25 protein-coding genes and 1 pseudogene are annotated in these 22,334 nt (G+C 63.9%); 12 read left to right on the top strand and 14 right to left on the bottom strand.

The features are described from left to right. Window positions 1–45: 45 nt before the first annotated feature. Window positions 46–1,017 carry a magnesium and cobalt transport protein CorA gene (locus ACYU03_RS07635; RefSeq protein ID WP_461889433.1) on the top strand — a complete coding sequence of 324 codons (972 nt, stop codon included), beginning with the start codon at window positions 46–48 and terminating at the stop codon, window positions 1,015–1,017. On the opposite strand, the gene ACYU03_RS07630 is transcribed toward ACYU03_RS07635, so the two are convergent. Next, entirely contained in the window at window positions 1,014–1,745 is a 732-nt protein-coding gene (locus tag ACYU03_RS07630; RefSeq protein ID WP_461889431.1) for an amidotransferase, read from the bottom strand. The genes ACYU03_RS07635 and ACYU03_RS07630 overlap by 4 nt on opposite strands. 527 nt (window positions 1,746–2,272) lie before the next feature. On the opposite strand from ACYU03_RS07630, the gene ACYU03_RS07625 reads away from it, so the two are divergent. Beyond that, window positions 2,273–3,073 carry a cytochrome c gene (locus tag ACYU03_RS07625; protein ID WP_461889429.1) on the top strand — a complete coding sequence of 267 codons (801 nt, stop codon included), beginning with the start codon at window positions 2,273–2,275 and terminating at the stop codon, window positions 3,071–3,073. Window positions 3,074–3,079: 6 nt separating this feature from the next. Here the strand turns inward: ACYU03_RS07625 and ACYU03_RS07620 are convergent, their stop codons facing one another. From ACYU03_RS07620 to ACYU03_RS07605, 4 genes are all read right to left on the bottom strand, one after another. Then, the gene (locus ACYU03_RS07620; RefSeq protein WP_461889427.1) at window positions 3,080–3,412 is read right to left on the bottom strand and encodes a ribonuclease E inhibitor RraB; all 333 of its coding nucleotides are present in this window, start codon (window positions 3,410–3,412) and stop codon (window positions 3,080–3,082) included. A 186-nt stretch (window positions 3,413–3,598) separates the two neighbouring features. Continuing rightward, window positions 3,599–3,835 (bottom strand): hypothetical protein, encoded by a 237-nt coding sequence (locus ACYU03_RS07615; protein ID WP_461889425.1) that lies wholly within the window; start codon window positions 3,833–3,835, stop codon window positions 3,599–3,601. Between the two features lie 454 nt (window positions 3,836–4,289). Next, on the bottom strand, window positions 4,290–6,368 hold the full coding sequence (locus tag ACYU03_RS07610) for an LTA synthase family protein (protein WP_461889423.1): 2,079 nt from the start codon (window positions 6,366–6,368) through the stop codon (window positions 4,290–4,292). Between the two features lie 216 nt (window positions 6,369–6,584). Continuing rightward, entirely contained in the window at window positions 6,585–6,776 is a 192-nt protein-coding gene (locus tag ACYU03_RS07605) for a PLDc N-terminal domain-containing protein (RefSeq protein ID WP_461889421.1), read from the bottom strand. Window positions 6,777–6,903: 127 nt separating this feature from the next. Here ACYU03_RS07605 and ACYU03_RS07600 point away from each other — a divergent pair, with 127 nt between their 5' ends. Beyond that, window positions 6,904–7,851 (top strand): ZIP family metal transporter, encoded by a 948-nt coding sequence (locus ACYU03_RS07600; RefSeq protein WP_461889419.1) that lies wholly within the window; start codon window positions 6,904–6,906, stop codon window positions 7,849–7,851. Window positions 7,852–7,977: 126 nt separating this feature from the next. Here the strand turns inward: ACYU03_RS07600 and ACYU03_RS07595 are convergent, their stop codons facing one another. After that, the gene (locus ACYU03_RS07595; RefSeq protein WP_461889417.1) at window positions 7,978–8,508 is read right to left on the bottom strand and encodes a hypothetical protein; all 531 of its coding nucleotides are present in this window, start codon (window positions 8,506–8,508) and stop codon (window positions 7,978–7,980) included. A 58-nt stretch (window positions 8,509–8,566) separates the two neighbouring features. Then, entirely contained in the window at window positions 8,567–9,091 is a 525-nt protein-coding gene (locus ACYU03_RS07590) for an ankyrin repeat domain-containing protein (RefSeq protein WP_461889415.1), read from the bottom strand. 265 nt (window positions 9,092–9,356) lie between these two features. Between ACYU03_RS07590 and ACYU03_RS07585 the strand changes: the two genes are divergently transcribed. Then, entirely contained in the window at window positions 9,357–9,629 is a 273-nt protein-coding gene (locus ACYU03_RS07585) for a DUF3509 domain-containing protein (protein WP_461889413.1), read from the top strand. A gap of 141 nt (window positions 9,630–9,770) precedes the next feature. Here the strand turns inward: ACYU03_RS07585 and ACYU03_RS07580 are convergent, their stop codons facing one another. From ACYU03_RS07580 to aroC, 3 genes are all read right to left on the bottom strand, one after another. Beyond that, the gene (locus ACYU03_RS07580) at window positions 9,771–10,280 is read right to left on the bottom strand and encodes an acireductone dioxygenase (RefSeq protein ID WP_461889411.1); all 510 of its coding nucleotides are present in this window, start codon (window positions 10,278–10,280) and stop codon (window positions 9,771–9,773) included. Further along, window positions 10,280–11,434 carry an MFS transporter gene (locus ACYU03_RS07575; RefSeq protein ID WP_461889409.1) on the bottom strand — a complete coding sequence of 385 codons (1,155 nt, stop codon included), beginning with the start codon at window positions 11,432–11,434 and terminating at the stop codon, window positions 10,280–10,282. The genes ACYU03_RS07580 and ACYU03_RS07575 overlap by 1 nt, the downstream gene beginning before the upstream one ends. Window positions 11,435–11,502: 68 nt before the next feature. Beyond that, window positions 11,503–12,588 carry a chorismate synthase gene (gene aroC / locus ACYU03_RS07570; protein WP_461889407.1) on the bottom strand — a complete coding sequence of 362 codons (1,086 nt, stop codon included), beginning with the start codon at window positions 12,586–12,588 and terminating at the stop codon, window positions 11,503–11,505. 133 nt (window positions 12,589–12,721) lie between these two features. Here aroC and ACYU03_RS07565 point away from each other — a divergent pair, with 133 nt between their 5' ends. Both ACYU03_RS07565 and ACYU03_RS07560 read left to right on the top strand, forming a co-directional pair. Then, complete coding sequence (locus tag ACYU03_RS07565) at window positions 12,722–13,684, top strand: alpha/beta hydrolase (RefSeq protein ID WP_461889405.1); 963 nt, start codon at window positions 12,722–12,724, stop codon at window positions 13,682–13,684. A 130-nt stretch (window positions 13,685–13,814) separates the two neighbouring features. Continuing rightward, a complete protein-coding gene (locus ACYU03_RS07560; RefSeq protein WP_461889403.1) occupies window positions 13,815–14,603 on the top strand; it encodes a hypothetical protein in 789 nt (262 codons plus the stop codon). A gap of 144 nt (window positions 14,604–14,747) precedes the next feature. On the opposite strand, the gene prmB is transcribed toward ACYU03_RS07560, so the two are convergent. Continuing rightward, entirely contained in the window at window positions 14,748–15,656 is a 909-nt protein-coding gene (prmB, locus tag ACYU03_RS07555; protein ID WP_461889401.1) for a 50S ribosomal protein L3 N(5)-glutamine methyltransferase, read from the bottom strand. A gap of 178 nt (window positions 15,657–15,834) precedes the next feature. On the opposite strand from prmB, the gene ACYU03_RS07550 reads away from it, so the two are divergent. The 5 genes from ACYU03_RS07550 to ACYU03_RS07530 all read left to right on the top strand — a co-directional run bounded on the left by ACYU03_RS07550 (window position 15,835) and on the right by ACYU03_RS07530 (window position 18,489). Then, the gene (locus ACYU03_RS07550; protein ID WP_461889399.1) at window positions 15,835–16,425 is read left to right on the top strand and encodes a cysteine hydrolase family protein; all 591 of its coding nucleotides are present in this window, start codon (window positions 15,835–15,837) and stop codon (window positions 16,423–16,425) included. A gap of 72 nt (window positions 16,426–16,497) precedes the next feature. After that, on the top strand, window positions 16,498–16,818 hold the full coding sequence (locus ACYU03_RS07545; protein WP_461889397.1) for a hypothetical protein: 321 nt from the start codon (window positions 16,498–16,500) through the stop codon (window positions 16,816–16,818). 52 nt (window positions 16,819–16,870) lie between these two features. After that, complete coding sequence (locus tag ACYU03_RS07540; RefSeq protein ID WP_461889395.1) at window positions 16,871–17,431, top strand: Smr/MutS family protein; 561 nt, start codon at window positions 16,871–16,873, stop codon at window positions 17,429–17,431. Between the two features lie 70 nt (window positions 17,432–17,501). Next, window positions 17,502–18,047: a GTP cyclohydrolase I FolE gene (gene folE, locus ACYU03_RS07535; protein ID WP_461889393.1), complete on the top strand. Its 546-nt coding sequence runs from the start codon at window positions 17,502–17,504 to the stop codon at window positions 18,045–18,047. Between the two features lie 70 nt (window positions 18,048–18,117). Beyond that, entirely contained in the window at window positions 18,118–18,489 is a 372-nt protein-coding gene (locus ACYU03_RS07530; protein ID WP_461889391.1) for a glutaredoxin family protein, read from the top strand. Between the two features lie 186 nt (window positions 18,490–18,675). Here the strand turns inward: ACYU03_RS07530 and ACYU03_RS07525 are convergent, their stop codons facing one another. Next, entirely contained in the window at window positions 18,676–19,278 is a 603-nt protein-coding gene (locus ACYU03_RS07525) for a glutathione S-transferase family protein (protein ID WP_461889389.1), read from the bottom strand. 144 nt (window positions 19,279–19,422) lie between these two features. Between ACYU03_RS07525 and ACYU03_RS07520 the strand changes: the two genes are divergently transcribed. Further along, the gene (locus ACYU03_RS07520; protein WP_461889388.1) at window positions 19,423–20,616 is read left to right on the top strand and encodes a benzoate/H(+) symporter BenE family transporter; all 1,194 of its coding nucleotides are present in this window, start codon (window positions 19,423–19,425) and stop codon (window positions 20,614–20,616) included. A gap of 16 nt (window positions 20,617–20,632) precedes the next feature. On the opposite strand, the gene ACYU03_RS07515 is transcribed toward ACYU03_RS07520, so the two are convergent. Together ACYU03_RS07515 and ACYU03_RS07510 are read right to left on the bottom strand one after the other, a co-directional pair. Then, window positions 20,633–21,496: a methyl-accepting chemotaxis protein gene (locus ACYU03_RS07515; protein WP_461891415.1), complete on the bottom strand. Its 864-nt coding sequence runs from the start codon at window positions 21,494–21,496 to the stop codon at window positions 20,633–20,635. After that, window positions 21,494–21,718 (bottom strand): annotated as a pseudogene (locus ACYU03_RS07510) (HAMP domain-containing protein); the annotation flags it as partial. The pseudogene ACYU03_RS07510 and the gene ACYU03_RS07515, both read right to left, overlap by 3 nt. Window positions 21,719–22,334: the final 616 nt, after the last annotated feature.

Raw genomic sequence — 22,334 nt, 5'->3', positions numbered from 1 at the left:
GCAGCCCAAGCTGTATGCCGTGATCAACCGAATAAGTGAGCAACCATGGGTCGAGTCGTCGCAGCGGCGGTGTACAGCGCCGGCAGAAAGGTCACCAATATCCGCCTCGACGAAGGCAGCGAGTGGGCGAGCAAGCCCGGGCACTTCGTCTGGATTGGCCTCGAGGAGCCCAACGCCCAGGAACTGGCCAACCTGCAACGTCAGTTCAACCTGCACGAACTGGCAATCGAGGACGCGCTGGAAAAGCACAGCCGGCCCAAGCTGGAAACCTTCGGCGACGCCCTGTTCATCGTCACCTACTCGCCGGTGCGCCATGAGGGCAAGCTGGAGTTCATCGAAACCCATATCTTCGCTGGCAACGGCTACATCATCACCTGTCGCAACGGCCACTCCAAGTCCTACGCCCTGGTGCGCCAACGCTGCGAAGCCCGACCGCTGCTGCTGGAGCATGGCGAAGATTTCGTGCTCTACGCCCTGCTCGACTTCGTCACCGAGAACTACCAGCCGGTCAGCGAAGCGATCCATGGAGAGATCGAAGAACTGGAGCAGAGCGTGCTCAGCGGATCGCTCCAGGAAGAAGACATCCGCCGCCTGCACAGCCTGCGCCGCGACATCCTGCGCCTGCGCCGCTATGTGGCGCCGATGGTGGAGGTCAGCGAAGAACTGCAGCGCCTGAGCTTCCCCTTCATCGACAAGAACATGCGCCCGTACTTTCGCGACGTGCAGATCCACGTCACCCGGCAGATGGAAGACCTGGTCAGCATCCGCGACATCGCCAGCCAGACCATCGAGATCGGCATGCTGCTGGAGTCGTCACGCCAGAGCATCGTGCAGCGCAAGTTCGCCGCCTGGGCGGCGATCCTGGCCTTCCCGACCGCAGTGGCCGGGATCTACGGGATGAATTTCCAGAACATGCCGGAACTCGGCTGGCACTACGGCTACTTCGGCGTCCTCGGCGTCATCGCCGTGGGCTGCTCCGCGCTGTTCGCCAGCTTCAAGCGTTCCGGCTGGCTCTAGGCCACACTCTGCTTGCTGGCGGCCTGGCCGACGAAACGCAGCATCCACTCCCCGACCAGGTCACCCTGGTGCGCCTGGTCCAGGCTGGCCACGGCCTTCTGGTAGACCTCCTCGCCCAGGTTCTGCTGACGCAAGTCGAGCAGCGCCCGCGAGTAATCGTGGACGAACTCCGGGTGCCCCTGGAAGCACAGGACCTGGTCGCGGATGTGATATGCCGCATAAGGGCAGAAGTCACTGGAGGCAATCACGGTGGCCTCTTCCGGAAGGTGGGTGACCTGGTCCTGGTGGCTGATGAGCAAAGTCAGTTCGGAGACGCTCGGGTCCATCCAGGGGGCATGGGCCGCCAGTTGGTAACGGTGAACACCCACGCCCCAGCCTTGCGCGGCGCGCTCGGCCTTGCCGCCCAGCAACAACGCCAGCAACTGGTGCCCGAAGCACACGCCCAGCAACTTGTCGCCGCGCTCATAGCGCTCCAGCAGGTAGGCCTTGAGGGTCTGGATCCAGGGGTCGGTACCGAACGAATCGGCCTTGCTGCCCGTCACAAGGTAAGCATCGAAGACTTCATCGTCTTCGGGGTAGTCGCCATTCATCACGTTGTAGACATGAAATTCGGCGGCGATCGGCTGACGCGAGAACAACTGCTCGAACATCCTTCCATAGCCGTGGTACTGCTCGACCAGCTCAGGTCGCAGGACATCGGTTTCCAGGATGCAGATGCGTAACGACATAGGGATAGTCCTGAACGACATTGACGGGATTACGCTGTAGAGCCTGCCGCGAAAGGGCCGTACAAGCAAGTAGGATGCTCTGACGAACGGTCGCCGGTCACGGATTGAGGCATGGAAGGGCCGCGCCTCTCTAGACAGAGGGATGCTCAGAGGGTGGCCCTTTGCCTCATGCCAATATGCAATCAAAAGCAAAGCAACTAAAACAAAGGGTTCTAAAACATGGATGACCTACGCCCTACTGTTGGTTGTATACCCACACATAAGAGGCAGGCAGTTCGGGCGCCCGGGGGCGCCGCTGCAATCGACCCGCACCATGACAAGGAAGCCATCAGGCATTCAGGAATAACAACAAAAAGGCGGTTTGCCATGTTCAGACAACCCAAATTACGTCAAGCCGGGCTCATTCTCTTCGCCACGACCTTGCTGCTGATACTGCCGAACCTCTCGCGCCTGTTCGGTTGAAAGGCATGTGGCCTATCCAGGCGGACCACAGGTAATCTGCCGACCCTGACGGTTGGAGATTACCTATGCGCGCAAGCCTCGCCCTGCTGCTCACCTTGCTTTGCCTGCCCTTGTCGGCGGCACAACTGACCCTGGAGCTGGGCCAGGGCAGCCGCCAATGGCAGACCGAGGCCCTGCTCGTACATCCCGCTGCCCAGGATATCCGGGTCGAGCAGGATGTCACTTACAAGCGAACCATGCACTACCGCGCCATCCCCCTGTCCACCTTGCTAGAAGGCGTTAGCGCCAACGATCACCTGCAAGCGGTGGCGCTGGATGGCTTTGCCGCCGAGATGCCTGCCGGCCCGCTGTTACAGAAAGGTCCCGCCCGCGCTTGGCTGGCCATCGAAGACCCCGCCCAGCCCTGGCCCACCTTAGGCAAGGACAAACCAGGAGCCGGCCCCTTCTACTTGGTCTGGACCAACCCACAGGCAAGCAGCATCCGCCCGGAGCAATGGCCCTTCCAGGTCGCCAGCATTCGTCGCCTGGCACCGGTGGCCGAACGTTTCCCAGTCTTGCGCCCAGCCCCTAACCTGGCCACGAACGACCCGATCCGCCAGGGCTTTGCCCTATTCCAGAAGAATTGCATGGCCTGCCACCGACTCAACGGCGCTGGCGACGCACAGTTCGGCCCGGACCTGAACCTGCCCTACAGCCCCACCGAGTATTTCCAGCCGGCCTTTCTGCGCCGCTATATCCGGGACCCGCAGAGCCTGAGGCAATGGCCCCAGGCAAAGATGCCGGGCTTCGCGGAAAACGTGCTCAGCGAACAGGAACTCGATGCCCTGCTCGCTTACCTGGCGCACATGGCGGGACGCAAGCCCTAGTGGTCACTAGGCGACCTGTCGCTCCTGCTTGACGCCCCAACCCTCGACCTCGCCCCCCAGGGGGACGATCACCGACTCGAAGTCCTGTTCGAAGGCGCCAATGCCGCCCTGCGAGGCGTACATCACCTTGCTGAGCTCCAGATGCCAGGCGCCGTCGTCCAGTTCACGGACCTGGGCCTTGAGGGATTCGCCACGGAACTGGCCAGCGGCCCTTCGCGCGCCGGCCTCATCAGGAAACACGGCATAAAACTCAATGGGATGGATGCGGGTGAAATCGAAACCGCCAGCTTTCATCTGGCGAAGGACACTGCTGCTGATGTCGTCGTTCTGGCTGCTCATGAATCGTCCTCCGGCAAAGCAATGGATAGACTTTCAGTGCACTACGCACCTGCAGGGCACGACAGGCGTGCCAGGCAGTTAGAGCGGATGCAAGACGCGAATTGAAACCGACGCGGGCCCGCAGAAAAGGCCCGTGCCTTGCTGCAGCGTAGCGCCTTGGGCTGCGCCACGCCAGCAATCCTTGGGTCAGGGCAATTGCTCGATAGCGGTGATGCAGATGCCGTTCTGCTCTTTGAGCCAACGTGCCGTGGGAGATGGGCTGCGGCCCTGGAAATCATTGAGGTCCAGTTCGTCCATCAGGGGGAACAGGTGCGAGCGGATCAGCCGCGCCGCCTCTTCCTCGCTGGGGGGCTGCTCCGACGCCCATAGCAATGAGGCTGGCTCGCCTTTCTGGTTGGCGAAAGTGACTTCCCACGCTTTCATTGAATAGCCCTCACTCAAAGAACATCGGTGGTGACCTGTACTTGCTTGACCCCCACCTTGCCCGATTGTTCAGCCCGACGGCTCGGCAACAGCAAAAAAAGGTTCTTCACGGATTGCTGGGGGAATCAGTGGGCAACCGGGTACATGCCGGAAGTCCTATGGCGCTCTTGAGATCCCGCGCGGCGCATCGCGACACAAGGCCGCTCCCACATCGATTGCAACGTGCCATGGCCTGATGGACCGAAGTTTTAGTCTTTGTTTGTATGACAGAGGTATCGAGGTGGGCGCAACAAGCCCCTACACAATCTTTCGCCCAGCACCAAGGCTACTGTGGGAGCGGCCTTGTGTCGCGATGCGCCGCGCGGGCGGCGCGGGATCTAAAGAACAGCTCCCGCTAGCCATAAAAAAGAGGCCCGCCGGTCATCCGGCAGGCCTCTGGGTGGTGCAATGACGCTTACTGCGGCGAGCCGTGAACGACCCCGGCAGTGTTGTCCAGCAGGCTCTTGGTCGCCGTCTGGATATAGGCCTCGAGCTTGTTCAACAGCTCGGGCTGGTCCGGGCTCTCGATCAGCTCGGCCTTGAACTCACTGCCCAACTGGTAGCGGTACAGGCGCGGGCTCATGTCCTTGGACTCGATCAGAATACGGTCACCCTCGACCAGGCCCACGATCTGTTCGCTGCCCGACGGCTTGATCATGCCCACGCCAGGGTCGCCCGCCGGCAGGTTGAGCAGGTCGCGGCCCCAGCACTGGTGACGAGTGTCGCCCCCAAGGCGGCCCATGATGGTCGGCACAATGTCGACCTGGGTGCCGACCGTGTGGCTGACCGCACCGAACTTCTCTTGGATGCCCGGCGCGATCAGCAGCAGCGGCACGTTGAAACGGCCCAGGTCCAGCTCGGTGACCTGCTGGTGGTTGCCGAAGCCGTGGTCGCCGACGATCACGAACAGGGTCTGGTTGAAGTACGGCTGCTTGCGCGCCTGCTCGAAGAACTGGCCCAGCGCCCAGTCGGAGTAGCGCATGGCGGTCAGGTGCTCGTCCAGGCGTCCCTGGCCAGTGACCGGCTCGACCGGCAGGTCCTTGGGCAAGGCGTAGGGGGTATGGTTGGAGAGGGTCTGCAGCAGCGCGTAGAACGGCTTCTTGCCGTAGTTGTGCGCCAGCTCCTCGGCCGCGCGGTTGAACATATCCTGGTCCGACACGCCCCAGGTCGGGTCGGAGAACACCGGATTGACGAAGTCCTTGCGGCCGATGAAGGTGGTCATGCCCTGGTTGCCGAAGAACCCGGACTGGTTGTCCCAGGCGAAGTCGCCGTTGTAGACGTACACATCGTCGTAGTCGCGGGCGCTGAGCAGCGCCGGCAGGCCCGACAGCTTGTGCCCGCCCTCGGGGGTCTGCATCAGGTATTCGAAGCCCGGCAGATTGGGAAAACAAGCCATGGTGGCGAACATGCCCTGGTGGGTATGGGTGCCGTTGGAGAAGAAACGGTCGAACAACAGCCCCTCCTTGGCCAGCTTGTCGAAGTACGGGGTGATATTGCCCGGGCTGCCCAGGGCGCCCACCGAGTGGCCGGCGAAGCTCTCCATGAGGATCACCACCACGTTGCGGATCGGCAGGGTATGTTCGGCCGGCGGGGTGAAATCGCGGCGGATGGCAGCGCTGTCGGCATCGACCAGCTTGTCGTTGGGAGTCAACAGCAGGTCGCGTACGCTCTGCTGGGCCACAGCCGGGTCCTGGGTCGCCTTCCAGATGTTCGCGCGGTCCTCGCCGAAGCGGCTCTTGGCAGCGTCGATCAGGGTCAGGGTGCCGTTCAGGCCCAGCTGGTTGACGAAATTGGAGTCGGTGGTGAAGGCATCGCCCCAGCGCATCGGCGGCCCCTGGCGCAAGGTGCCACGAGCGGCTACCACAGCGACCAACAGGATGACCATGAACACCGCCAGGCGGTTGTACCAAGGCGTGCTGACGCGGGTGCCTGCGGGCAGGCTGTAGGCATTGCCGCTACGGGTCAGGCGGTCGATACCCTTGAACAGCAGGCTGAGCAACCAGGTGCCGAAGGCCCAGGCCAACAGGTAGCGGACCACCGGGAAACCGTACCAGAGCATGCTCAGGACGGTCTTGGGGTCTTCCTTGACGTACTGGAATACCAGGCCGTTCAAGCGCTGGTGGAACTCACGGTAGAAGTCCATCTCCATCAGGCCGAGGAACATCACCAGGCTGGAGGTCAGGGTCAGCCACAGGCGGAAGAACCCACGCGCGGCCATAGCCCAGGGAACGAGTGTGGCGAGCAGCAGCGGGATGCTGATGTAGACCACCACCCGCAGATCGAAGCGCAGCCCGTTGAGGAAGCCTTCGGCCACGGTCGCGTAGGGCGTGTCGCCGATCATGTCGCTGTTGTAGGCCAGCAACGCCAGGCGAACCAGGCTGAGCATCAGCATGATCACCAGGCCGCACAGCAGGGTGTAGGCCAGGTGCGATTTGAGGGTCGGCGAGAACGGGTGCAGCACGCCCCGTTGCTTCAAGGCATCCGTGTTAGCCATGAATGGATAGATCCTAGGATTCGGGTTTGCGAGGGGGCGAGAACGCCCAACAGCCTAATGTGCCCAACCGCCATGCCGTGGCATGACAATTAGGCGAACGCAGCATTGCGCGGCGCGGATTGTGGGCAATCGGGTGTGAAAATTTTGTTCACGAGGGCCCGGCGGGCTGAGGCCAGCGAGCCGCAGTACTGGCGTACGCGCATCCTCTTGGTGGCTTTACAAGCGCACATTTCCCCGCGGCCCGGCGATGGCCCAGATGATCAGCCCCAACACCGGCAACAGGAGGATCAGCAGGATCCACAAGACTTTGATGCCCAGGCTGGCGCCGCTTTTCAGAACGTTGATAATCGCCCAGATGTCCAAGACAAGGATGATCAGGCCTACCAGGCCGTTGAAAGTGGAACCCATGCCGCCGCTCCCGCAAGGTCAATTTGTTGATCAGCATAGTCTGCTATCGGCGTGATAGAGGGAATCCTTGGTGACTGGGGAAAACAGCTGGTTACACTGTAGCCATGACATTGTCGATGAGGTCCGCATGCCCCCTGCACACACTCAAAGCACCGCCCCCACCGCCCCCGTTTCGCTCTGGAGCGCTTGGCGGCAACAGGCGCTGAACACCCCCTGGCTCAGCGCCGGCCTTGGCTTGAGCCTGCTGGCCGTGCTGGTCCTGTTGCTGGCCAGCGCCTGGAACGCGGTCCATGGCGAGAATGCCGACAACTTGCGCCTGGCCGTGCTCGGCGGCCTGTCGGGCTTCGCCGCCACCGCCTTGGGCGCGGTGCTGGCTGTCGTACTGCGCGAGGTGAGCGCGCGCAGCCAGGACGTGATGCTTGGCTTTGCCGCCGGGATGATGCTGGCCGCCAGTTCCTTCTCGCTGATCCTGCCGGGCCTGGACGCTGCCCGCGAAATCACTGGCAACGGCCCCGCTGCGGCGCTGACGGTGGTTATCGGCATGGGCCTGGGCGTGCTGCTGATGCTCGGCCTCGACCGCTTCACCCCGCACGAGCATGAAAGCACTGGCCCTTGCGGCCCGCAGGCCGAGCGGATCAGTCGGGTCTGGCTGTTCGTCCTGGCGATCACCCTGCACAACCTGCCCGAAGGCATGGCCATCGGCGTGAGCTTCGCCAACGGCGACATGAGCATCGGCCTGCCCCTGACCAGCGCCATCGCCATCCAGGACATTCCCGAAGGCCTGGCCGTGGCCCTGGCGTTACGCGCCACCGGGCTTTCGACCCTGAAAGCAGCCCTGGTGGCCATTGGTTCCGGTGTGATGGAACCACTGGGCGCGGTGATCGGCCTGGGTATTTCCACCGGATTCGCCATCGCCTACCCGGTGAGCATGGGCCTGGCGGCGGGCGCGATGATCTTCGTGGTGTCCCATGAAGTCATCCCGGAAACCCACCGCAACGGTCATCAAACCGCCGCGACCCTCGGCCTGATGGGCGGTTTTGGCGTCATGATGTTCCTCGATACCGCACTGGGCTGAGAGTGGCGACAGGCTTGCGGGCCCACTCACAGGCTTCGCCAGCGCCCACGAGTTCAGCGTCGACCGTAAGAATCGAGGTATGCAGGAATGCCGCTGGCGATGGGGCCAACCTAGCCTCCCAGATCGTCAGACGTGCACCGCGACCCGCAGCGCCTCCAAGGCCGGCGCTGCGGCAATACCCACCTCACCGCACAGCTCCAGCACCCGTGGCAGATCGTTCTGGCCAACCATCACCATCTGCAACTCGTCATCCAGCAACTGGCTGAAGTTCACCAGCACGTAACCGCCGGCTTCCTTGTTCAGTGCGCTCATCTGTACCTGGATACGGTTCAGCGCGGTCAGCGCTTCGGTTTTCGCCAACTGCTTGGGCTTGAGGTTGAAAGCGATGCTCTTGTCGAAGGAGTCGACGATGCGTTCGAACAGCTCCTGATAGCTGTCGGCCTGGAACAGCACTGTGTCCGGCAGGCTGCCGACCACTACCCACTCCCCCAACGGGATCGGGAAGCTGTCGTCGTAGTTGATGTCGGGGTTGGCGGCGAGAAAGCCTGCCGGGTCGGCGTAGGCCTGGGCGGCCTCCTCGGCGATGCGCTCGATGTCGGCGTCCGGCATGCAGCCGGCACCGATGAGGCCGATGAGTTCGAGCAACTGGTTTTTCATGAAGGGGCCCTGCGACGTAAAAAAGTCGCCAAGGATAGCCGCAAAAGCCCCGCAGCGGTTAGCCGACCAACGCCTGCAGGCGTGCAGCGGTGTCGGCGGCCCCCATGGTCTGGGCAGCGGCAAGGGCGGTGCTGCCACGGGCATCCTGGCGCGCTGGGTCTGCGCCCTGGGCCAGCAGGTAGTCGAGAATCTCGGTGCGGTTGAACATGGCCGCCAGCATCAGCGCCGTTCGTCCATCGGCCGCGGCGGCATCCACTGGCACGCCCTGCTCCACCAGTAGGCGGATCATCTCCAGGTCGCCCTTGAACGCGGCGCCAGCGATTGGCAACTGACCGTTGTCGTTGGCGATCAGAGGGTCGGCGCCATGCTCGAGCAATACCCGTACCGCCTCATGGTGGCCGTGATAGCTGGCCAACATCAGCAGCGTGTCGCCCTTGTGGTTGCGCAGGTTCGCTGCCAGGCCACTTTCCAGCAGGCGCCCGAGCATTTGCGCATCTCCCCGCCGGGCACGGTCGAAGACTTCCTCAGCAAAGGCCGCGGCTTCTTCATCGGTCATGGGAGCGGGTTGGCGTTGGTCGGACATGAGGAACCTCCTGGCATCTTGGAAGGCCCAAGTCTCAATCAGGCAGCACCAGGCTTCAACGGTTCAAAATCAATGACGCCAACAGCCTGAGGCTATGACCTTGCAAAATGCACTGTGCAAAATGCACGACCATGCACAATGCACGGCGGGTCGTTTCCAACAAATACATAACCTATTGATTAAAAAGCAATTTTCAAACAATAAAAGCTGGCACGGTCGCTGCAACCCTCAGTTCATGTCTGCAATCAAACAGTCAGGAGCTGATATGGACCTCATCCAGGAAAAATTCGCCTCGGTCTTCGCCGCCTACCAGGTCACTACCCAGTCTCGCCCTGACGGCGGCATCCTGCTCACCTTGCGCGCCGCCGATGACAAGGTCACCCGCCGCGTCCTGTCCTACGCGCAACTGCACAATGCCGAGCAACTGTCTTGGGCCATCAGTGCCATTCGCCGCGACCTGGCCGAACAGGCCAGCGATCTGCCCGTGATCTCGATGCTGCAGAGCCAGCAGCGATTCGCACTGCCGACGTATCGCTGAGCGGACCTGAGGCCGATAGAAGCACGAGGGCGTTGCCCTCGATTCGTAGGGTGCGCCAGCTCCTACAGAGCCCCTGCATACCTCGGTTCTTATGCTCGACGCAGAGCAGAACTGTAGGAACTGGCTTGGCCAATATGGGCCTTAACAATCATCCAAGCGCGGGAACCGCTCGGCAATCTTGTCACCGGTGAAGGTGGCAACCTCACCTGCTGGCGTACTGAACAGACGGATCGCCACACAGCGCGGATTCTCCCCCATATCGAACCTGCGCCGTACGCCCGCCGGCACGACGATCACGTCATGCTTCTCGCACAGTACGGCGTACACATACTCGCCCATGCGCAAGCTCAGTTGCCCACGCCCGGCAACGAACCAGCACAGCTCGCTGGCATCATGGGTGTGTTCAGCAAGCAGCGCCTGGTGCTCACTGTCGTGGCTGAGCACTGCGTGACTCATATAACCATTCCCTGTCATCAGCGTATCGACCTGCTCCCGGTGGGCCGCGACCGCATCCTCCTGGAAGGCAACGGCCTGCCGGCGCTCGAAGCGCACGCCCTGTTCGGCCAAGGTCGCGGCGATGTCATCGAAGTGGGTCAGCACCTTGTTCGGCAGGTCTGGGCTGGACTGGTGGTAAACGCTCAGGATGCTCATCAGGGGCTGTTCCTAGTTTCTTTCATTCGGGTCGCAATGATAACGGCTGCGGCCAAAGCTGCGACGCTGGCAATACCAAAGGTGAAGTCCGGGCCCAGCCACTTCCAGCTGTAGCCCGAGTACAAAGCGCCCAGAGCGCCACCGGTGCCGGCCAGGGCGGCATACAGGGCCTGGCCCTGGCCTTGCTGGCGGGCGCCGAAGCTGGCCTGTACGAAGGCAATGGCCGCGGCATGGAAGCTGCCGAAGGTGGCCGCGTGCAGGAGCTGGGCGAACACCAGTACGCCAGGCAGGTCGGCGAAGTTGCCCAGCAAGATCCAGCGCAGGGCCGCCAGCAGGAAACTGGCCAGCAGCACCCGGCGCACCGAGAAGCGCGCGAAGATCCGGCTCATGACCAGGAACATCAGCACCTCGGCCACCACCCCCAAGGCCCAGAGCATGCCGATGGTGCCGCGGCTGTAGCCCAAGTGCTCCAGGTGCAGGGTCAGGAAGGTGTAGTACGGCCCATGGCTAAGCTGCATCAACCCCACGCAGACATAAAAGGCGGCGACACCCGGCCCAGCCAGTTGCTTGAGAAAACCGCCGCGGCCGCTGCGCCCGGCCTGCTCCGACGGTTGCGCATTGGGCACCCAGAGGCTGGCCGCGACGATGCCGGCCATGATCACCACCAGCGCCACCGGGTAGATATCCAGGCTCAACCACTCGAACAGGCGGCCCAGGCCGACCACGGTGAGAATGAAACCGATCGACCCCCACAGGCGGACCTGGCTGTAGCGCGAAGTCTGGCCATGCAGGTGAGCGAGGGTGATGACTTCGAACTGCGGCAGCACCGCATGCCAGAAGAAAGCATGCAAGGCCATGACCAGCGCCAGCCAGGCATAGCTCTTGTCGACGAAGATCAAGGAGAAGGTGGCCAGGGTCGCCAAGGCGCCCAGGCGCACGATCAGCAGGCGCCGGCCACTGCGGTCACCGAGCCAGCCCCACAGGTTGGGTGCGACACAGCGCATCAGCATAGGGATGGCGACCAGCTCACCGATGCGCGCCGGGGAAAAGCCCAAGTGATCGAAGTACAACGCCAGGAACGGCGCCGTAGCGCCGAGCAAGGCGAAATAGAACAGGTAGAAACTGGACAGCCGCCAGTAAGGAATCGGCGCCATGGTTCAGCGGCTACCGCGAGAGCGGGCTGGCCCGCGATGGGTCGTGCCGCAGCTCCCGGAGCCTCCCGTCAACGCAGCACCGGCGTAGTCACCCTGACGTCGGCGTTTTGCGCACGGTGGCGCAGGAGGTGGTCCATCAGCACGATGGCCATCATCGCCTCGGCGATCGGCGTGGCCCGGATACCCACGCAGGGGTCGTGACGGCCCTTGGTGATCACGTCGACCGGATTGCCGTCAATGTCGATGGAGCGGCCCGGGGTGGTGATGCTCGAGGTCGGTTTGAGTGCCAGGTGGGCGATGATGGGCTGGCCGGAAGAAATGCCGCCAAGGATGCCGCCAGCGTTGTTGCTGAGGAAGCCATCCGGGGTCAGCTCGTCACGGTGCTCGGTGCCACGCTGGGCGACGCTGGCGAAACCGGCGCCGATTTCCACCCCCTTGACCGCGTTGATGCTCATCAGGGCATGGGCCAGCTCGGCGTCCAGGCGGTCGAAGATCGGCTCGCCCAGGCCCGGCATCACACCTTCGGCCACCACGGTGATCCGCGCGCCGACCGAGTCCTGGTCACGGCGCAGCTGGTCCATGTAGGCCTCCAGCGCCGGCACCTTGTCCGGGTCGGGGCTGAAGAAGGCGTTCTCTTCCACCGAATCCCAGGTCTTGAACGGGATCTGGATCGGGCCCAGTTGGCTCATGTAGCCGCGCACACGGATGCCTTGGGTCGCCAGGAACTTCTTGGCGATGGCGCCAGCGGCCACGCGCATGGCGGTTTCCCGGGCCGAGCTGCGGCCACCGCCACGGTAGTCGCGGATACCGTACTTGTGGTGGTAGGTGTAGTCGGCGTGGGCCGGGCGGAACAAGTCCTTGATCGCCGAGTAGTCCTTGGACTTCTGGTCGGTGTTGCGGATCAGCAGGCCGATCGAGCAGCCCGTGGTGCGGCCTTCGAACACACCGGAGAGGATTTCGACCTCGTCGGGCTCCTGGCGCTGGGTGGTGTGCCGGCTGGTGCCGGGCTTGCGCCGGTCGAGGTCATGCTGCAGGTCGGCCAGGGACAGCTCCAGGCCTGGAGGGCAACCATCGACAATGGCGACCAACGCCGGGCCATGGCTTTCGCCAGCGGTGGTGACAGTGAACAGCTTGCCGTAGGTATTGCCAGACATGCAGGACGCTCCGCGAATCAGCCTGATTTGAACAAGGCCGTCAGTATACGCAGGCGCACCGGGCAGTTCATCCCCGATAACGAACCTTCTGCCTGGGGATGAGTCCAACAGGCATCCTTCCGATAGTGGCTCAATGATGCTGCGCTTCGCCGCCCTGCTCCTCCTGCTCTGCACAAGCCTCGCCCAGGCCGCCGCGCCCACCGTCCTGCAACGTCCGGTCAGCCTCGACACCGGCCAGGGCATGCTGTACGGCAGCCTGCTGCTGCCGCGTGGCGACAGCCCGCCGCCGGTGGTGCTGATCATCGCCGGTTCCGGCCCCACCGACCGCGATGGCAACAACCCGGCGGGCGGGCGCATCGACAACCTCAAACGCCTGGCGCTGCTGCTGGCCCGCCAGCACATCGCCAGCGTGCGTTACGACAAACGCGGCGTGGCCGCCAGTCAGCCCGCGACCCCGGACGAACGCGACCTCAGCGTCGAGCGCTATGTAGCCGATGCCGTGGCCTGGGGCCAGAAGCTCAAGGCCGACCCGCGCTTCGGCCCAGTGATCCTGCTCGGCCACAGCGAGGGCGCGCTGATTGCCAGCCTGGCCGCGGAACAGGCCGGTGCCAGCGCCGTGATCACCCTGGCCGGCAGTGGCCGGCCGGTAGACCAGGTGCTGCGCGAACAACTGGCCCAGCGCCTGGCACCTGCCGAGCTGGCCCGGGGCAACGTGGTGATCGACCGGCTGCTGGCGGGCCAGACCAGCCTCGACGTGCCCGCACCGTTGCGCCAGGTCTTGCGCCCCAGCGTGCAGCCCTACCTGATTTCCCTGTTCCGCCAGGACCCGGCAGCGGCCTTCGCTCGCCTCAAGGTGCCAGCGCTGATCGTGCAGGGCCGCAACGACGTGCAGGTGGAAGTCGAGGATGCCCGCCGACTGCAAGCGGCCAAGCCGGACGCAGAACTGGCGCTGATCGACGGCATGAACCACATGCTGCGTATCAGCCCGAGGGGCATCAGCCAGCAACGCGACAGCTACAGCAATCCCGAGCTGCCGCTGGCCAGTGCGTTGGGAGAGCGGATCGTCGACTTCATCCGGCGCTTGCCGCCGACGTGAAGAGATTGTGCTCAGGTCCTGGCCGTTTCGGCCGATAAGGCGGTATTGAGGGCGATTCGCTGCGGGGCTGTTCGGGGCTGACCCCATCGGCCCAGCTCGATCGCCTGCCTTGCATTTGAGGACCGCTGTGATGAGTGATGCCCCCGCCGCTGCCGAGTCGACCGAAGAGCCGCAAGCACCGGAAACCGCCCCCCTGCCCTGGGCCGATGTAACTGCCGAACATTTCCAGTTGCTGCGCCTGACGCCCCAGCCCACCGACCGCACCAGCGGCGCGAGGCCACTGCGCTTCGTGCAGTTCGGCTATGCCGAGCGGCACAGCAAAGAGCGCAGCCTGCTGCGCCTGGAAATACGCCTGCCGGGGCAAAAGGTGCGCAAGGAGCAGAACCACCTGGATGTCTGGGTCGACCATGCCACGCGCCAGGTTCGGATCGGCGCCGACAACGGCCTGCAGCTCGAACCGCTGAACCGTGGCCTGGGCCGCTTCCTGATCAACCAGGCCGTGCAATGGGCCCAACGCAGGTGGTCGCACTATCGCGTCGAAGGCATCGCCCTGCCGAGCAAGGATGCCCTCAATGAAGACTCCCGCCTGCGCCGCGACCATGTGCTGCACAGCCATGGCCTGGACGTCGAATACTCCGATGCCCAGCACCTGAAGGCGCGTTGCGTGGAAGTGCCTGTCGGGCAGCTCAAGGGCGGCTGGAACAGCGAAAAGGTGCAGCGCATCGACATCATCGATGCCGCGAGCATGCTGCAACAGGCCGAGCAGAACCTGCAGGAGAAGGAAGCACAACTGCGCGAGCGTGATGAGCGCGTGGCCAAGTACCGCCGTGAAGACAGTGGCTTGCGGTTCACCATCACCTGCCTGGTGGCCTTTGCGGTGTTCCAGGCGGGGTTGCTGATCTGGATTGCGACACGCTGATCGGTGAGGTTCGCAACCGGGCAGGAGCCAGCGTCAGCTGGCGATGGGCTGCCCGGCGCCCCCGCTCTTGGCAAGGCGGCGCCTAGCATCGCCAGCTAACGCTGGCTCATACACGCATGCGCTGCCCGCAGGCCCAGGCTCAACTCAGACCCGCGCGGCAAACAACGCCTGGTGCTGCCGGCACTGCTCGGCGGTCAGCATGAACACGCCATGCCCGCCGCGCTCGAACTCCAGCCAGGCGAAATCCACCTCGGGGTAAAGGGCTTCGACGTGGACCTGACTGTTGCCCACTTCGACGATCAGCAACCCCTTCTCGGTCAGGTGGTCCGCCGCTTCGGCGAGCATCCTGCGCACCAGGTCCAGGCCGTCGGCACCGCACGCCAGGCCCAGCTCAGGTTCGTGTTGGTACTCCACCGGCATGTCGGCGAAATCCTCGGCGTCGACATACGGCGGGTTGGACAGGATCAGGTCGAAACGCTGCCCCGGCAGGCCGGCGAAACCATCGCCCTGCACGGTGTACACACGCTCTTCAAGACCATGGCGCTCGATGTTCTTGTTGGCCACTTCCAGGGCCTCGAAGGACAGGTCGGCCAACACCACTTCAGCCTCCTGGAACACCTCGGCGGCGACAATGCCGATGCAGCCGGAGCCAGTGCACAGGTCCAGGATGCGCTCAGGCTCGTTGGCCAACCAAGGTTCGAAGCGCTTCTCGATCAGTTCGCCGATAGGTGAGCGCGGCACCAGCACACGCTCGTCGACCAGAAACGACATGCCGCAGAACCAGGCTTCGCCGAGCAGGTAGGCGGTCGGTACACGCTCTTCGATACGACGCTTGAGCAGGTGCTGCAAGCGCACCCGCTCATCGTCTTCGAGCTGGCAGTCCAGGTAGCTGTCCGCCACCTCCCAGGGCAGGTGCACGGCGCCCAGCACCAGCAACCGCGCCTCGTCCCAGGCGTTGTCGGCGCCATGGCCGAAGAACAGCTCGTGCTCATGGAAGCGGCTGACCGCCCAGCGGATATGATCGCGCAGGGTGCGCAGGCGAGATGTGATCACGACAGACTCCTTTGAAAACAGTCCGAAAGTCTAACAGCCCCGCCGAGGAAATGTTCTCCCAGGCGCACCCTTGGGGCGCCACAGCCCAGCAACCATGCACTTTGCACTGTCAACCATTCACATCGGCGCCAAGGCAGAGGACAATAGGCGGCAAAAGCCCTATCCAAAGGAGCCCTTGATGTCCGTTCCAACGACGATGTTCCGCCTCAGCGGTCGCGACTATCCGCCGGCCAAGCTGAGCCAAGCCAGCCTGGTGATTATCGATGCGCAAAAAGAGTACCTCAGCGGTCCCCTTGCGCTGTCAGGCATGGACGAGGCCGTGGCCAACATCGCCAGGCTGCTCGATGCCGCGCGCAAGGCCGGGCGCCCGATCGTCCACGTGCGCCACCTGGGCACCGTCGGCGGCCTGTTCGACCCCCAGGGCAGCCGCGGCGAGTTCATTCCGGGCCTGGAGCCACGCGAAGATGAGGTCATCATCGAGAAGCGCATGCCCAACGCCTTCAAGAACACCAAGCTGCATGAAACCCTGCAGGAGCTGGGGCACCTGGACCTGATCTTCTGCGGTTTCATGAGCCATTCCAGCGTCAGCACCACCGTGCGCCGGGCCAAGGACTACGGCTACCGCTGCACCCTGGTCGAGGATGCGTGCGCCACCCGTGACCTGGCGTTCAAGGGTGGAAGCATCCCGGCCGCACAGATCCAGCAGAGCGAAATGGCGATCATGGCCGACAACTTCGCCTGCGTGGCCCCCACCGCCAGCCTGATCTGACCGTCCGGCGGCCGGGCGGAACCTGCTGGCAGGCGATGGGTCGAATTCCGGATATCCACTGAGGAAGTCGGGATGAAGCTCTCCGATAGTTTCGATGCCAAGCGCCTGCGACCGCGCGAACCGCGCAACTGGGGTGCGCGCCTGGCCGCCGCCCTCTCAGCCCTGCTGGCCACGCTCGGCGTACTGCTGGCCATGGCCGGCATCGCTGGCCTGCTGGGCAACTACGAGGCGCTGGCCGAAATCAATGCCAACCGCCCTGTCGCCGTGACCCTGACGGTGATCGGCCTGCTGATGCTCTACCTGGGCGTGCGCTTCTGGCGCCGCAGCCGCATCCGCCTGCGCCGTGGCCGCGAGTTGAACCTCTCGCCCCACCTGATGAAAAAGCACGATTGACTGTACGGCGCCAGGGAGTCGCGTAAAATACGCCGCCCACGTGGAGGCCTGCATGCAAGACGACGATTTTTCCCTGTTCCGTAGCGAGGTGCGCGGCGTCAAGCCGATCAAGCACGACCGCGCCGATGTCGGCAAGCCCAAGGCCGACCGCAAGCAACTGGCTGGCCTGCGCCAGGCAGCGACCTTGCGCACTGACCAGGCATTGGTCGTCGATGGTATGTCCGATCAGTTCGTCATCGATGTCGGTGCCGAAGATGCCCTGGAATGGCGCCGCGACGGCGTGCAAGAGAGCCAGATACGCAAGCTCAAGCTTGGCCAGATCGCCTTCGAAGGCAGCCTGGACCTGCATGGCATGACCGTCGAACGGGCCCGCGAAACCCTCTGGGCCTTCATCGCCGAAGCCACCCGCCTGGAAGTGCGCTGCGTGCGCGTCACCCATGGCAAGGCCGCGCGCCTTGACGGCAAGCGGCCGATGATCAAGAGCCACGTCAACACCTGGTTGCGCCAGCACCCCCAGGTGCTCGGTTTCACCTCCTGCCAGGCCCGCCACGGCGGCACCGGCGCGGTGTACGTGATGCTCAAGCGAACCATGCTCGAAGGGCGCGACGAGTAACGCCGCGCTTGCAGCGCCGCCATTGCCGCCGTACCCTTCGCCTTTGCGATTATTCCCACAGGTTAGATCCATGTCCCTGGAACAGAATTACACCGAGATTCTCGGCCAACTCGGCGAGGACATCTCCCGCGAGGGCCTGCTCGATACGCCCAAGCGGGCCGCAAAGGCCATGAAGTACCTTTGCCGCGGTTATGAACAAACCCTGGAAGAAGTCACCAACGGCGCCCTGTTCAGCTCCGACAACAGCGAAATGGTCCTGGTCCGGGACATCGAGCTGTATTCGCTGTGCGAGCACCACATGCTGCCGTTCATCGGCAAGGCGCACGTCGCCTACCTGCCGGCCGGCAAGGTCCTGGGCCTGTCGAAGGTGGCGCGGATCGTCGACATGTACGCACGCCGCCTGCAGATCCAGGAGAACCTCAGCCGCCAGATCGCCGAGGCGATCCAACGGGTGACAGGAGCCGTGGGCGTGGCCGTGGTCATCGAAGCCAAACACATGTGCATGATGATGCGCGGCGTCGAAAAGCAGAACTCGACCATGATCACCTCGGTGATGCTCGGCGCATTCCGCGAGAACGCCGCCACCCGCAGCGAGTTCCTCAGCCTGATCAAGTGATCGGCCTGTTTCCCGAGCCGACCCTATGGGGTCGGCTTTTTTCTGGCTCTTTGCAAACCAGGAGTTGCCCATGATCGTCAAAGCCTTGCGGGTTGGCCTCGGCCAGCTCATCGTGTTCGGCGACTGGATCAGCCGCCCGGCCAAGCGCAAGCGTGATCCGGCGGCCCAGGCCCATGTCGAACAACAAGCACGCAACCTCAGCCTGTACCAGTTCCATGCCTGCCCCTTCTGCGTGAAAACCCGCCGCGCCCTGCACCGCCTGAACGTGCCCGTGGCCCTGCGCGATGCGAAGAACGACCCGGCTCACCGCCAGGCGCTGCTCGAAGGCGGCGGCAAGATCAAGGTGCCGTGCCTACGCATCGAGGAAGCGGGCAAGACCACCTGGATGTATGAGTCCAAGGACATCATCGCGTACCTGGACACGCGGTTCTCGGCGGCCTGAAGATCCTGGGGCTGCTTTGCAGCCCATCGCGACACAAGGCCGCTCCCACAGGCGGATGAACTGCGCCCCGGATGTTGGACACTGATCCAGCTTTTCGGAGGCGTCCAAGGGGCTGAAGCAAATTTCTGTGGGAGCGGCCTTGTGTCGCGATGGGCCGCGCAGCGGCCCCACCGACACTAACTGGCCTCAATCCACCATCGGCACATGCCGTGGATGGCTCGCCACCCGTGCCAGCCAGGCCTGCACCGCCGGGTACTCCTTCAGATCGAACCCACCCTGGTGCGCCACATGGGTGTACGCATACAGCGCCACGTCGGCAATGGAATAGCGGTCCCCAACCAGGTACGGCGTCAGTTGCAGTTGCTTCTCCATCACCTTGAGGGCCTTGTAGCCGCCCTTGTGCAAGCCGCGATACTCCTCCACCCGCTCCTGCGGCAGCCCCAGGTAGAACTGGATGAACCGCGCCACGGCGATATAAGGCTCGTGGCTGTACTGCTCGAAGAACTGCCACTGCAGCACCTGGGTACGCAAGCGCGGCTCGGTTGGCAGGTAGTCGCTGCCATCGGCCAGGAAGTTGAGAATCGCGTTGGACTCCCACAGGCAGGTGCCGTCCGCAAGCTCCAGCACCGGCACCTTGCCGTTGGGGTTCTTGGCCAGGAACTCGGGCGTTTCGGTATCGCCCTTGAGAATATCCACCGGGTGCCATTCATACGGGAGGTCGAGCAGGTGCAGCATCAGCTTGACCTTGTAGCAATTGCCCGACTGGTAATCACCGTAAACCTTGTACATCGCTACTCCCTACCGTGCAGTTGCAGATTCGAGCCCAATAGTTGGCGACTGTACGGCTAAATGCAATGGCTGCTGTATGGCAAGGGTCAAGCTTGTGGGCGGTAGTCTGAAAAAATTGCTTACACCCGTACAAGGATTGACCCCATGACCGATACCACTTCCGCACGCTTGCGGCCCCTGGCAGACAGCTCCCCCTCGGCAGTGGTCGCAGGCTTCATCGCCATGCTCACCGGCTACACCAGCTCCCTGGTGTTGATGTTCCAGGCTGGCCAGGCCGCCGGCCTGACCAGCGCGCAAATTTCCTCGTGGATCTGGGCGCTGTCGATCGGCATGGCGATCTGCAGCATCGGCCTGTCGCTGCGCTACCGCACCCCCGTCACCGTGGCCTGGTCGACCCCGGGCGCGGCGCTGCTGATCACAAGCCTGGGTGGCGTCAGCTACGGCGAAGCCATCGGCGCCTATATCACCTGTGCCGTGCTGGTGCTGATCTGCGGCCTGACGGGCAGTTTCGAGCGCCTGGTCAAGCGCATCCCCGCCTCGCTGGCTTCGGCGCTGCTGGCAGGCATTTTGTTCAAGATCGGCAGCGAGATCTTCGTCGCCGCCCAGCACCGTACCCTGCTGGTGTTGGGCATGTTCTTCAGCTACCTGCTGGTCAAGCGCCTGTCGCCGCGCTACTGCGTGCTGGCGGCGCTGCTGGTGGGCACGGCCCTGTCCGGTGCCTTGGGCCTGCTGGACTTCAGCGGCTTCAGCCTGGAGGTAGCGACCCCGGTTTGGACCACGCCGAGTTTCTCCTTGGCCGCGACCATCAGCATCGGCATCCCGCTGTTCGTGGTGGCCATGACCTCGCAGAACATGCCAGGCGTTGCCGTACTGCGCGCCGACGGTTACCAAGTGCCGGCTTCGCCGCTGATCTCGGCCACCGGCTTCGCCTCACTGTTGCTGGCGCCGTTCGGCTCCCATGGCATCAACCTGGCCGCCATCAGCGCGGCCATCTGCACCGGCCCACATGCCCACGAAGACCCAGCCAAGCGCTACACCGCCGCCGTCTGGTGCGGGATTTTCTACGGCATTGCCGGGGTGTTCGGCGCGACCCTCGCGGCGCTGTTCGCCGCCCTGCCCAAGGAGCTGGTGCTGTCGATCGCCGCGCTGGCGCTGTTCGGCTCGATCATGAACGGCCTGACCGTGGCCATGAACGAAGCCAGGGAGCGGGAGGCAGCGTTGATCACCTTCATGGTCACGGCGTCGGGGCTGACCTTGTTCTCGATCGGGTCGGCGTTCTGGGGGATTGTGGCAGGGGTGTTGACCTTGATGATCCTCAATGGGCGCAAGGCGGGGTGATCGATAGGGCTCTCCATCACACCCTGAAGTGCCCCACCATCCCCTTCAGGTTCGTCCCCAACTGCGCCAGCTCCACGCTGGAGCGGGCGTTGTCCTGCATGGCCAGCGCGGCCTGATCGGCGCTGCCGCGGATCTGGGTGACGCTGCGGCTGATCTCTTCGGCTACCGAGCTCTGCTGCTCGGCCGCCGCGGCGATCTGCTGGTTCATCTGCTGGATCAAGGACACCGCCGCGGCAATGCTGCCCAAGGCGCTTTCTGTCTGTAGCGCATCGGCCACCGCCAGGCGCACCAGTTCGGTACTGCCACGGATCTGCGTCACCGACCGCTCGGCATTGCCACGCAGGCTGCTGACCAGGCGCTCGATCTCCTCGGTCGATTGCCGGGTGCGTCGCGCCAGCGCGCGCACTTCATCGGCCACCACGGCAAAACCACGCCCCTGCTCACCTGCCCTGGCCGCCTCGATAGCCGCATTGAGTGCCAGCAGGTTGGTCTGTTCGGCGACGCTCTTGATCACCTCGAGCACATCGCCAATGGTGTGAATCTCGGCGCTGAGGCTGTCGATACCGTCGCTGGCAGCCTCTGCAGCCGTGGCCAACTGCTCGATACGCTGCATGCTCTGGCGCACCACCAACTGGCCGCTGTCGACCTTGTCATCGGCGGCCTGGGCCGCCTGGGCCGCTTCTTCGGCATTGCGCGCCACATCGTGCACCGTAGCGGTCATCTGTTGCATGGCCGTGGCCACCTGCTCGGTCTCTTCCTTCTGGCTGCCGACTTCGCGGTTGGTCTGCTCGGTCACCGCCGAGAGGGACTGCGCGCTGCCGGCCAACTGCTCGATGCCCTGTTGCAGGCCACTGACGATGCCACTCAAGCCATCACCCATTTGCTGCATGGCCTGCATCAACTGGCCGACTTCATCGCGCCGCACGTGCTCGGTTTCGCCAGTCAGGTCCCCCGCCGCGATACGCTGTGCCCGGGCGATCACACGCTTCAAGGGCATCACCACGGCCCGAGTGATCAACCAGGCCGCCAGCACGCCCACCAACAACGCCAGGGCCGTCGCCAGCGCAATCGCCAGGGCATCGCGAGCCAGCTCAGCCTGCATGGCCTGCTCCTGCTCGGCATAGGCGTGGTCGACCCGTGCCGTGACCTGCTCAGCGCTGGCCTGCAACTGCGCCTTGATGTCCTGCTCCTTGGCCAGCAGGTCGGTGTACTCGTTGAGCTTCTCGGCGAAGCTGGCGATATGCCCGCCCACCTCGCCGAGGACGCTCTGGTAACCGCTGTCGCTGACCACTGCCTTGAGCTGATCGACCAGCTGCGCAGCATCGACCGCCTGGGCGATGCGCCCCTCGGCGACCGGCTCGACACCCTTGCGGCTCTGCTCCAGGCGCACCCGCGCCTCGTCCATGGCCTGCAGCATCAGCCGTGCGACCTGGGCCACCTGCCCGGCCTGCTCGAGAAACTCGGCGCCCTGTTGCCCCTGGGACTGCTTGAGGGTGTAGGTGCCATCATCGGCAAGGCCTGCCTGCAGCACATCGAGATTGTTGGCCACGCTGGACACCGACCAACTGGCCATGTCCAGCGCCAGCTCCTTGCCTTGGGTCAGCTCGACGAACTGCTCGAAGGCCTGGCCATAGGCGCCCAAGTCCTGTTCAGCCTGCGCCAGGGCGGGCATCTTGCGGGCGCGCTCGAGCAACCCCGCCAGGCCCTGGCGCAGGGCC

The sequence above is a fragment of the Pseudomonas sp. X10 genome (assembly GCF_054889225.1).
The sequence above is the reverse complement of the archived record's forward strand: the minus strand, read 5'-3'. Positions and strand labels throughout refer to the sequence as shown.

What these genes read in the sequence shown, in the direction of transcription:
- aroC (WP_461889407.1), bottom strand. Translation starts at nt 12,588, where the DNA reads ATGTCTGGCAATACCTACGGCAAGCTGTTCACTGTCACCACCGCTGGC.
- ACYU03_RS07540 (WP_461889395.1), top strand. Translation starts at nt 16,871, where the DNA reads ATGCAAGACGACGATTTTTCCCTGTTCCGTAGCGAGGTGCGCGGCGTC.
- ACYU03_RS07530 (WP_461889391.1), top strand. Translation starts at nt 18,118, where the DNA reads ATGATCGTCAAAGCCTTGCGGGTTGGCCTCGGCCAGCTCATCGTGTTC.
- ACYU03_RS07625 (WP_461889429.1), top strand. Translation starts at nt 2,273, where the DNA reads ATGCGCGCAAGCCTCGCCCTGCTGCTCACCTTGCTTTGCCTGCCCTTG.
- ACYU03_RS07620 (WP_461889427.1), bottom strand. Translation starts at nt 3,412, where the DNA reads ATGAGCAGCCAGAACGACGACATCAGCAGCAGTGTCCTTCGCCAGATG.
- ACYU03_RS07575 (WP_461889409.1), bottom strand. Translation starts at nt 11,434, where the DNA reads ATGGCGCCGATTCCTTACTGGCGGCTGTCCAGTTTCTACCTGTTCTAT.
- ACYU03_RS07635 (WP_461889433.1), top strand. Translation starts at nt 46, where the DNA reads ATGGGTCGAGTCGTCGCAGCGGCGGTGTACAGCGCCGGCAGAAAGGTC.
- ACYU03_RS07605 (WP_461889421.1), bottom strand. Translation starts at nt 6,776, where the DNA reads ATGGGTTCCACTTTCAACGGCCTGGTAGGCCTGATCATCCTTGTCTTG.
- ACYU03_RS07580 (WP_461889411.1), bottom strand. Translation starts at nt 10,280, where the DNA reads ATGAGCATCCTGAGCGTTTACCACCAGTCCAGCCCAGACCTGCCGAAC.
- ACYU03_RS07600 (WP_461889419.1), top strand. Translation starts at nt 6,904, where the DNA reads ATGCCCCCTGCACACACTCAAAGCACCGCCCCCACCGCCCCCGTTTCG.
- ACYU03_RS07590 (WP_461889415.1), bottom strand. Translation starts at nt 9,091, where the DNA reads ATGTCCGACCAACGCCAACCCGCTCCCATGACCGATGAAGAAGCCGCG.
- ACYU03_RS07545 (WP_461889397.1), top strand. Translation starts at nt 16,498, where the DNA reads ATGAAGCTCTCCGATAGTTTCGATGCCAAGCGCCTGCGACCGCGCGAA.
- ACYU03_RS07560 (WP_461889403.1), top strand. Translation starts at nt 13,815, where the DNA reads ATGAGTGATGCCCCCGCCGCTGCCGAGTCGACCGAAGAGCCGCAAGCA.
- ACYU03_RS07520 (WP_461889388.1), top strand. Translation starts at nt 19,423, where the DNA reads ATGACCGATACCACTTCCGCACGCTTGCGGCCCCTGGCAGACAGCTCC.
- ACYU03_RS07550 (WP_461889399.1), top strand. Translation starts at nt 15,835, where the DNA reads ATGTCCGTTCCAACGACGATGTTCCGCCTCAGCGGTCGCGACTATCCG.
- ACYU03_RS07615 (WP_461889425.1), bottom strand. Translation starts at nt 3,835, where the DNA reads ATGAAAGCGTGGGAAGTCACTTTCGCCAACCAGAAAGGCGAGCCAGCC.
- ACYU03_RS07610 (WP_461889423.1), bottom strand. Translation starts at nt 6,368, where the DNA reads ATGGCTAACACGGATGCCTTGAAGCAACGGGGCGTGCTGCACCCGTTC.
- ACYU03_RS07565 (WP_461889405.1), top strand. Translation starts at nt 12,722, where the DNA reads ATGATGCTGCGCTTCGCCGCCCTGCTCCTCCTGCTCTGCACAAGCCTC.
- ACYU03_RS07630 (WP_461889431.1), bottom strand. Translation starts at nt 1,745, where the DNA reads ATGTCGTTACGCATCTGCATCCTGGAAACCGATGTCCTGCGACCTGAG.
- ACYU03_RS07595 (WP_461889417.1), bottom strand. Translation starts at nt 8,508, where the DNA reads ATGAAAAACCAGTTGCTCGAACTCATCGGCCTCATCGGTGCCGGCTGC.
- ACYU03_RS07525 (WP_461889389.1), bottom strand. Translation starts at nt 19,278, where the DNA reads ATGTACAAGGTTTACGGTGATTACCAGTCGGGCAATTGCTACAAGGTC.
- folE (WP_461889393.1), top strand. Translation starts at nt 17,502, where the DNA reads ATGTCCCTGGAACAGAATTACACCGAGATTCTCGGCCAACTCGGCGAG.
- ACYU03_RS07515 (WP_461891415.1), bottom strand. Translation starts at nt 21,496, where the DNA reads ATGGGTGATGGCTTGAGTGGCATCGTCAGTGGCCTGCAACAGGGCATC.
- ACYU03_RS07585 (WP_461889413.1), top strand. Translation starts at nt 9,357, where the DNA reads ATGGACCTCATCCAGGAAAAATTCGCCTCGGTCTTCGCCGCCTACCAG.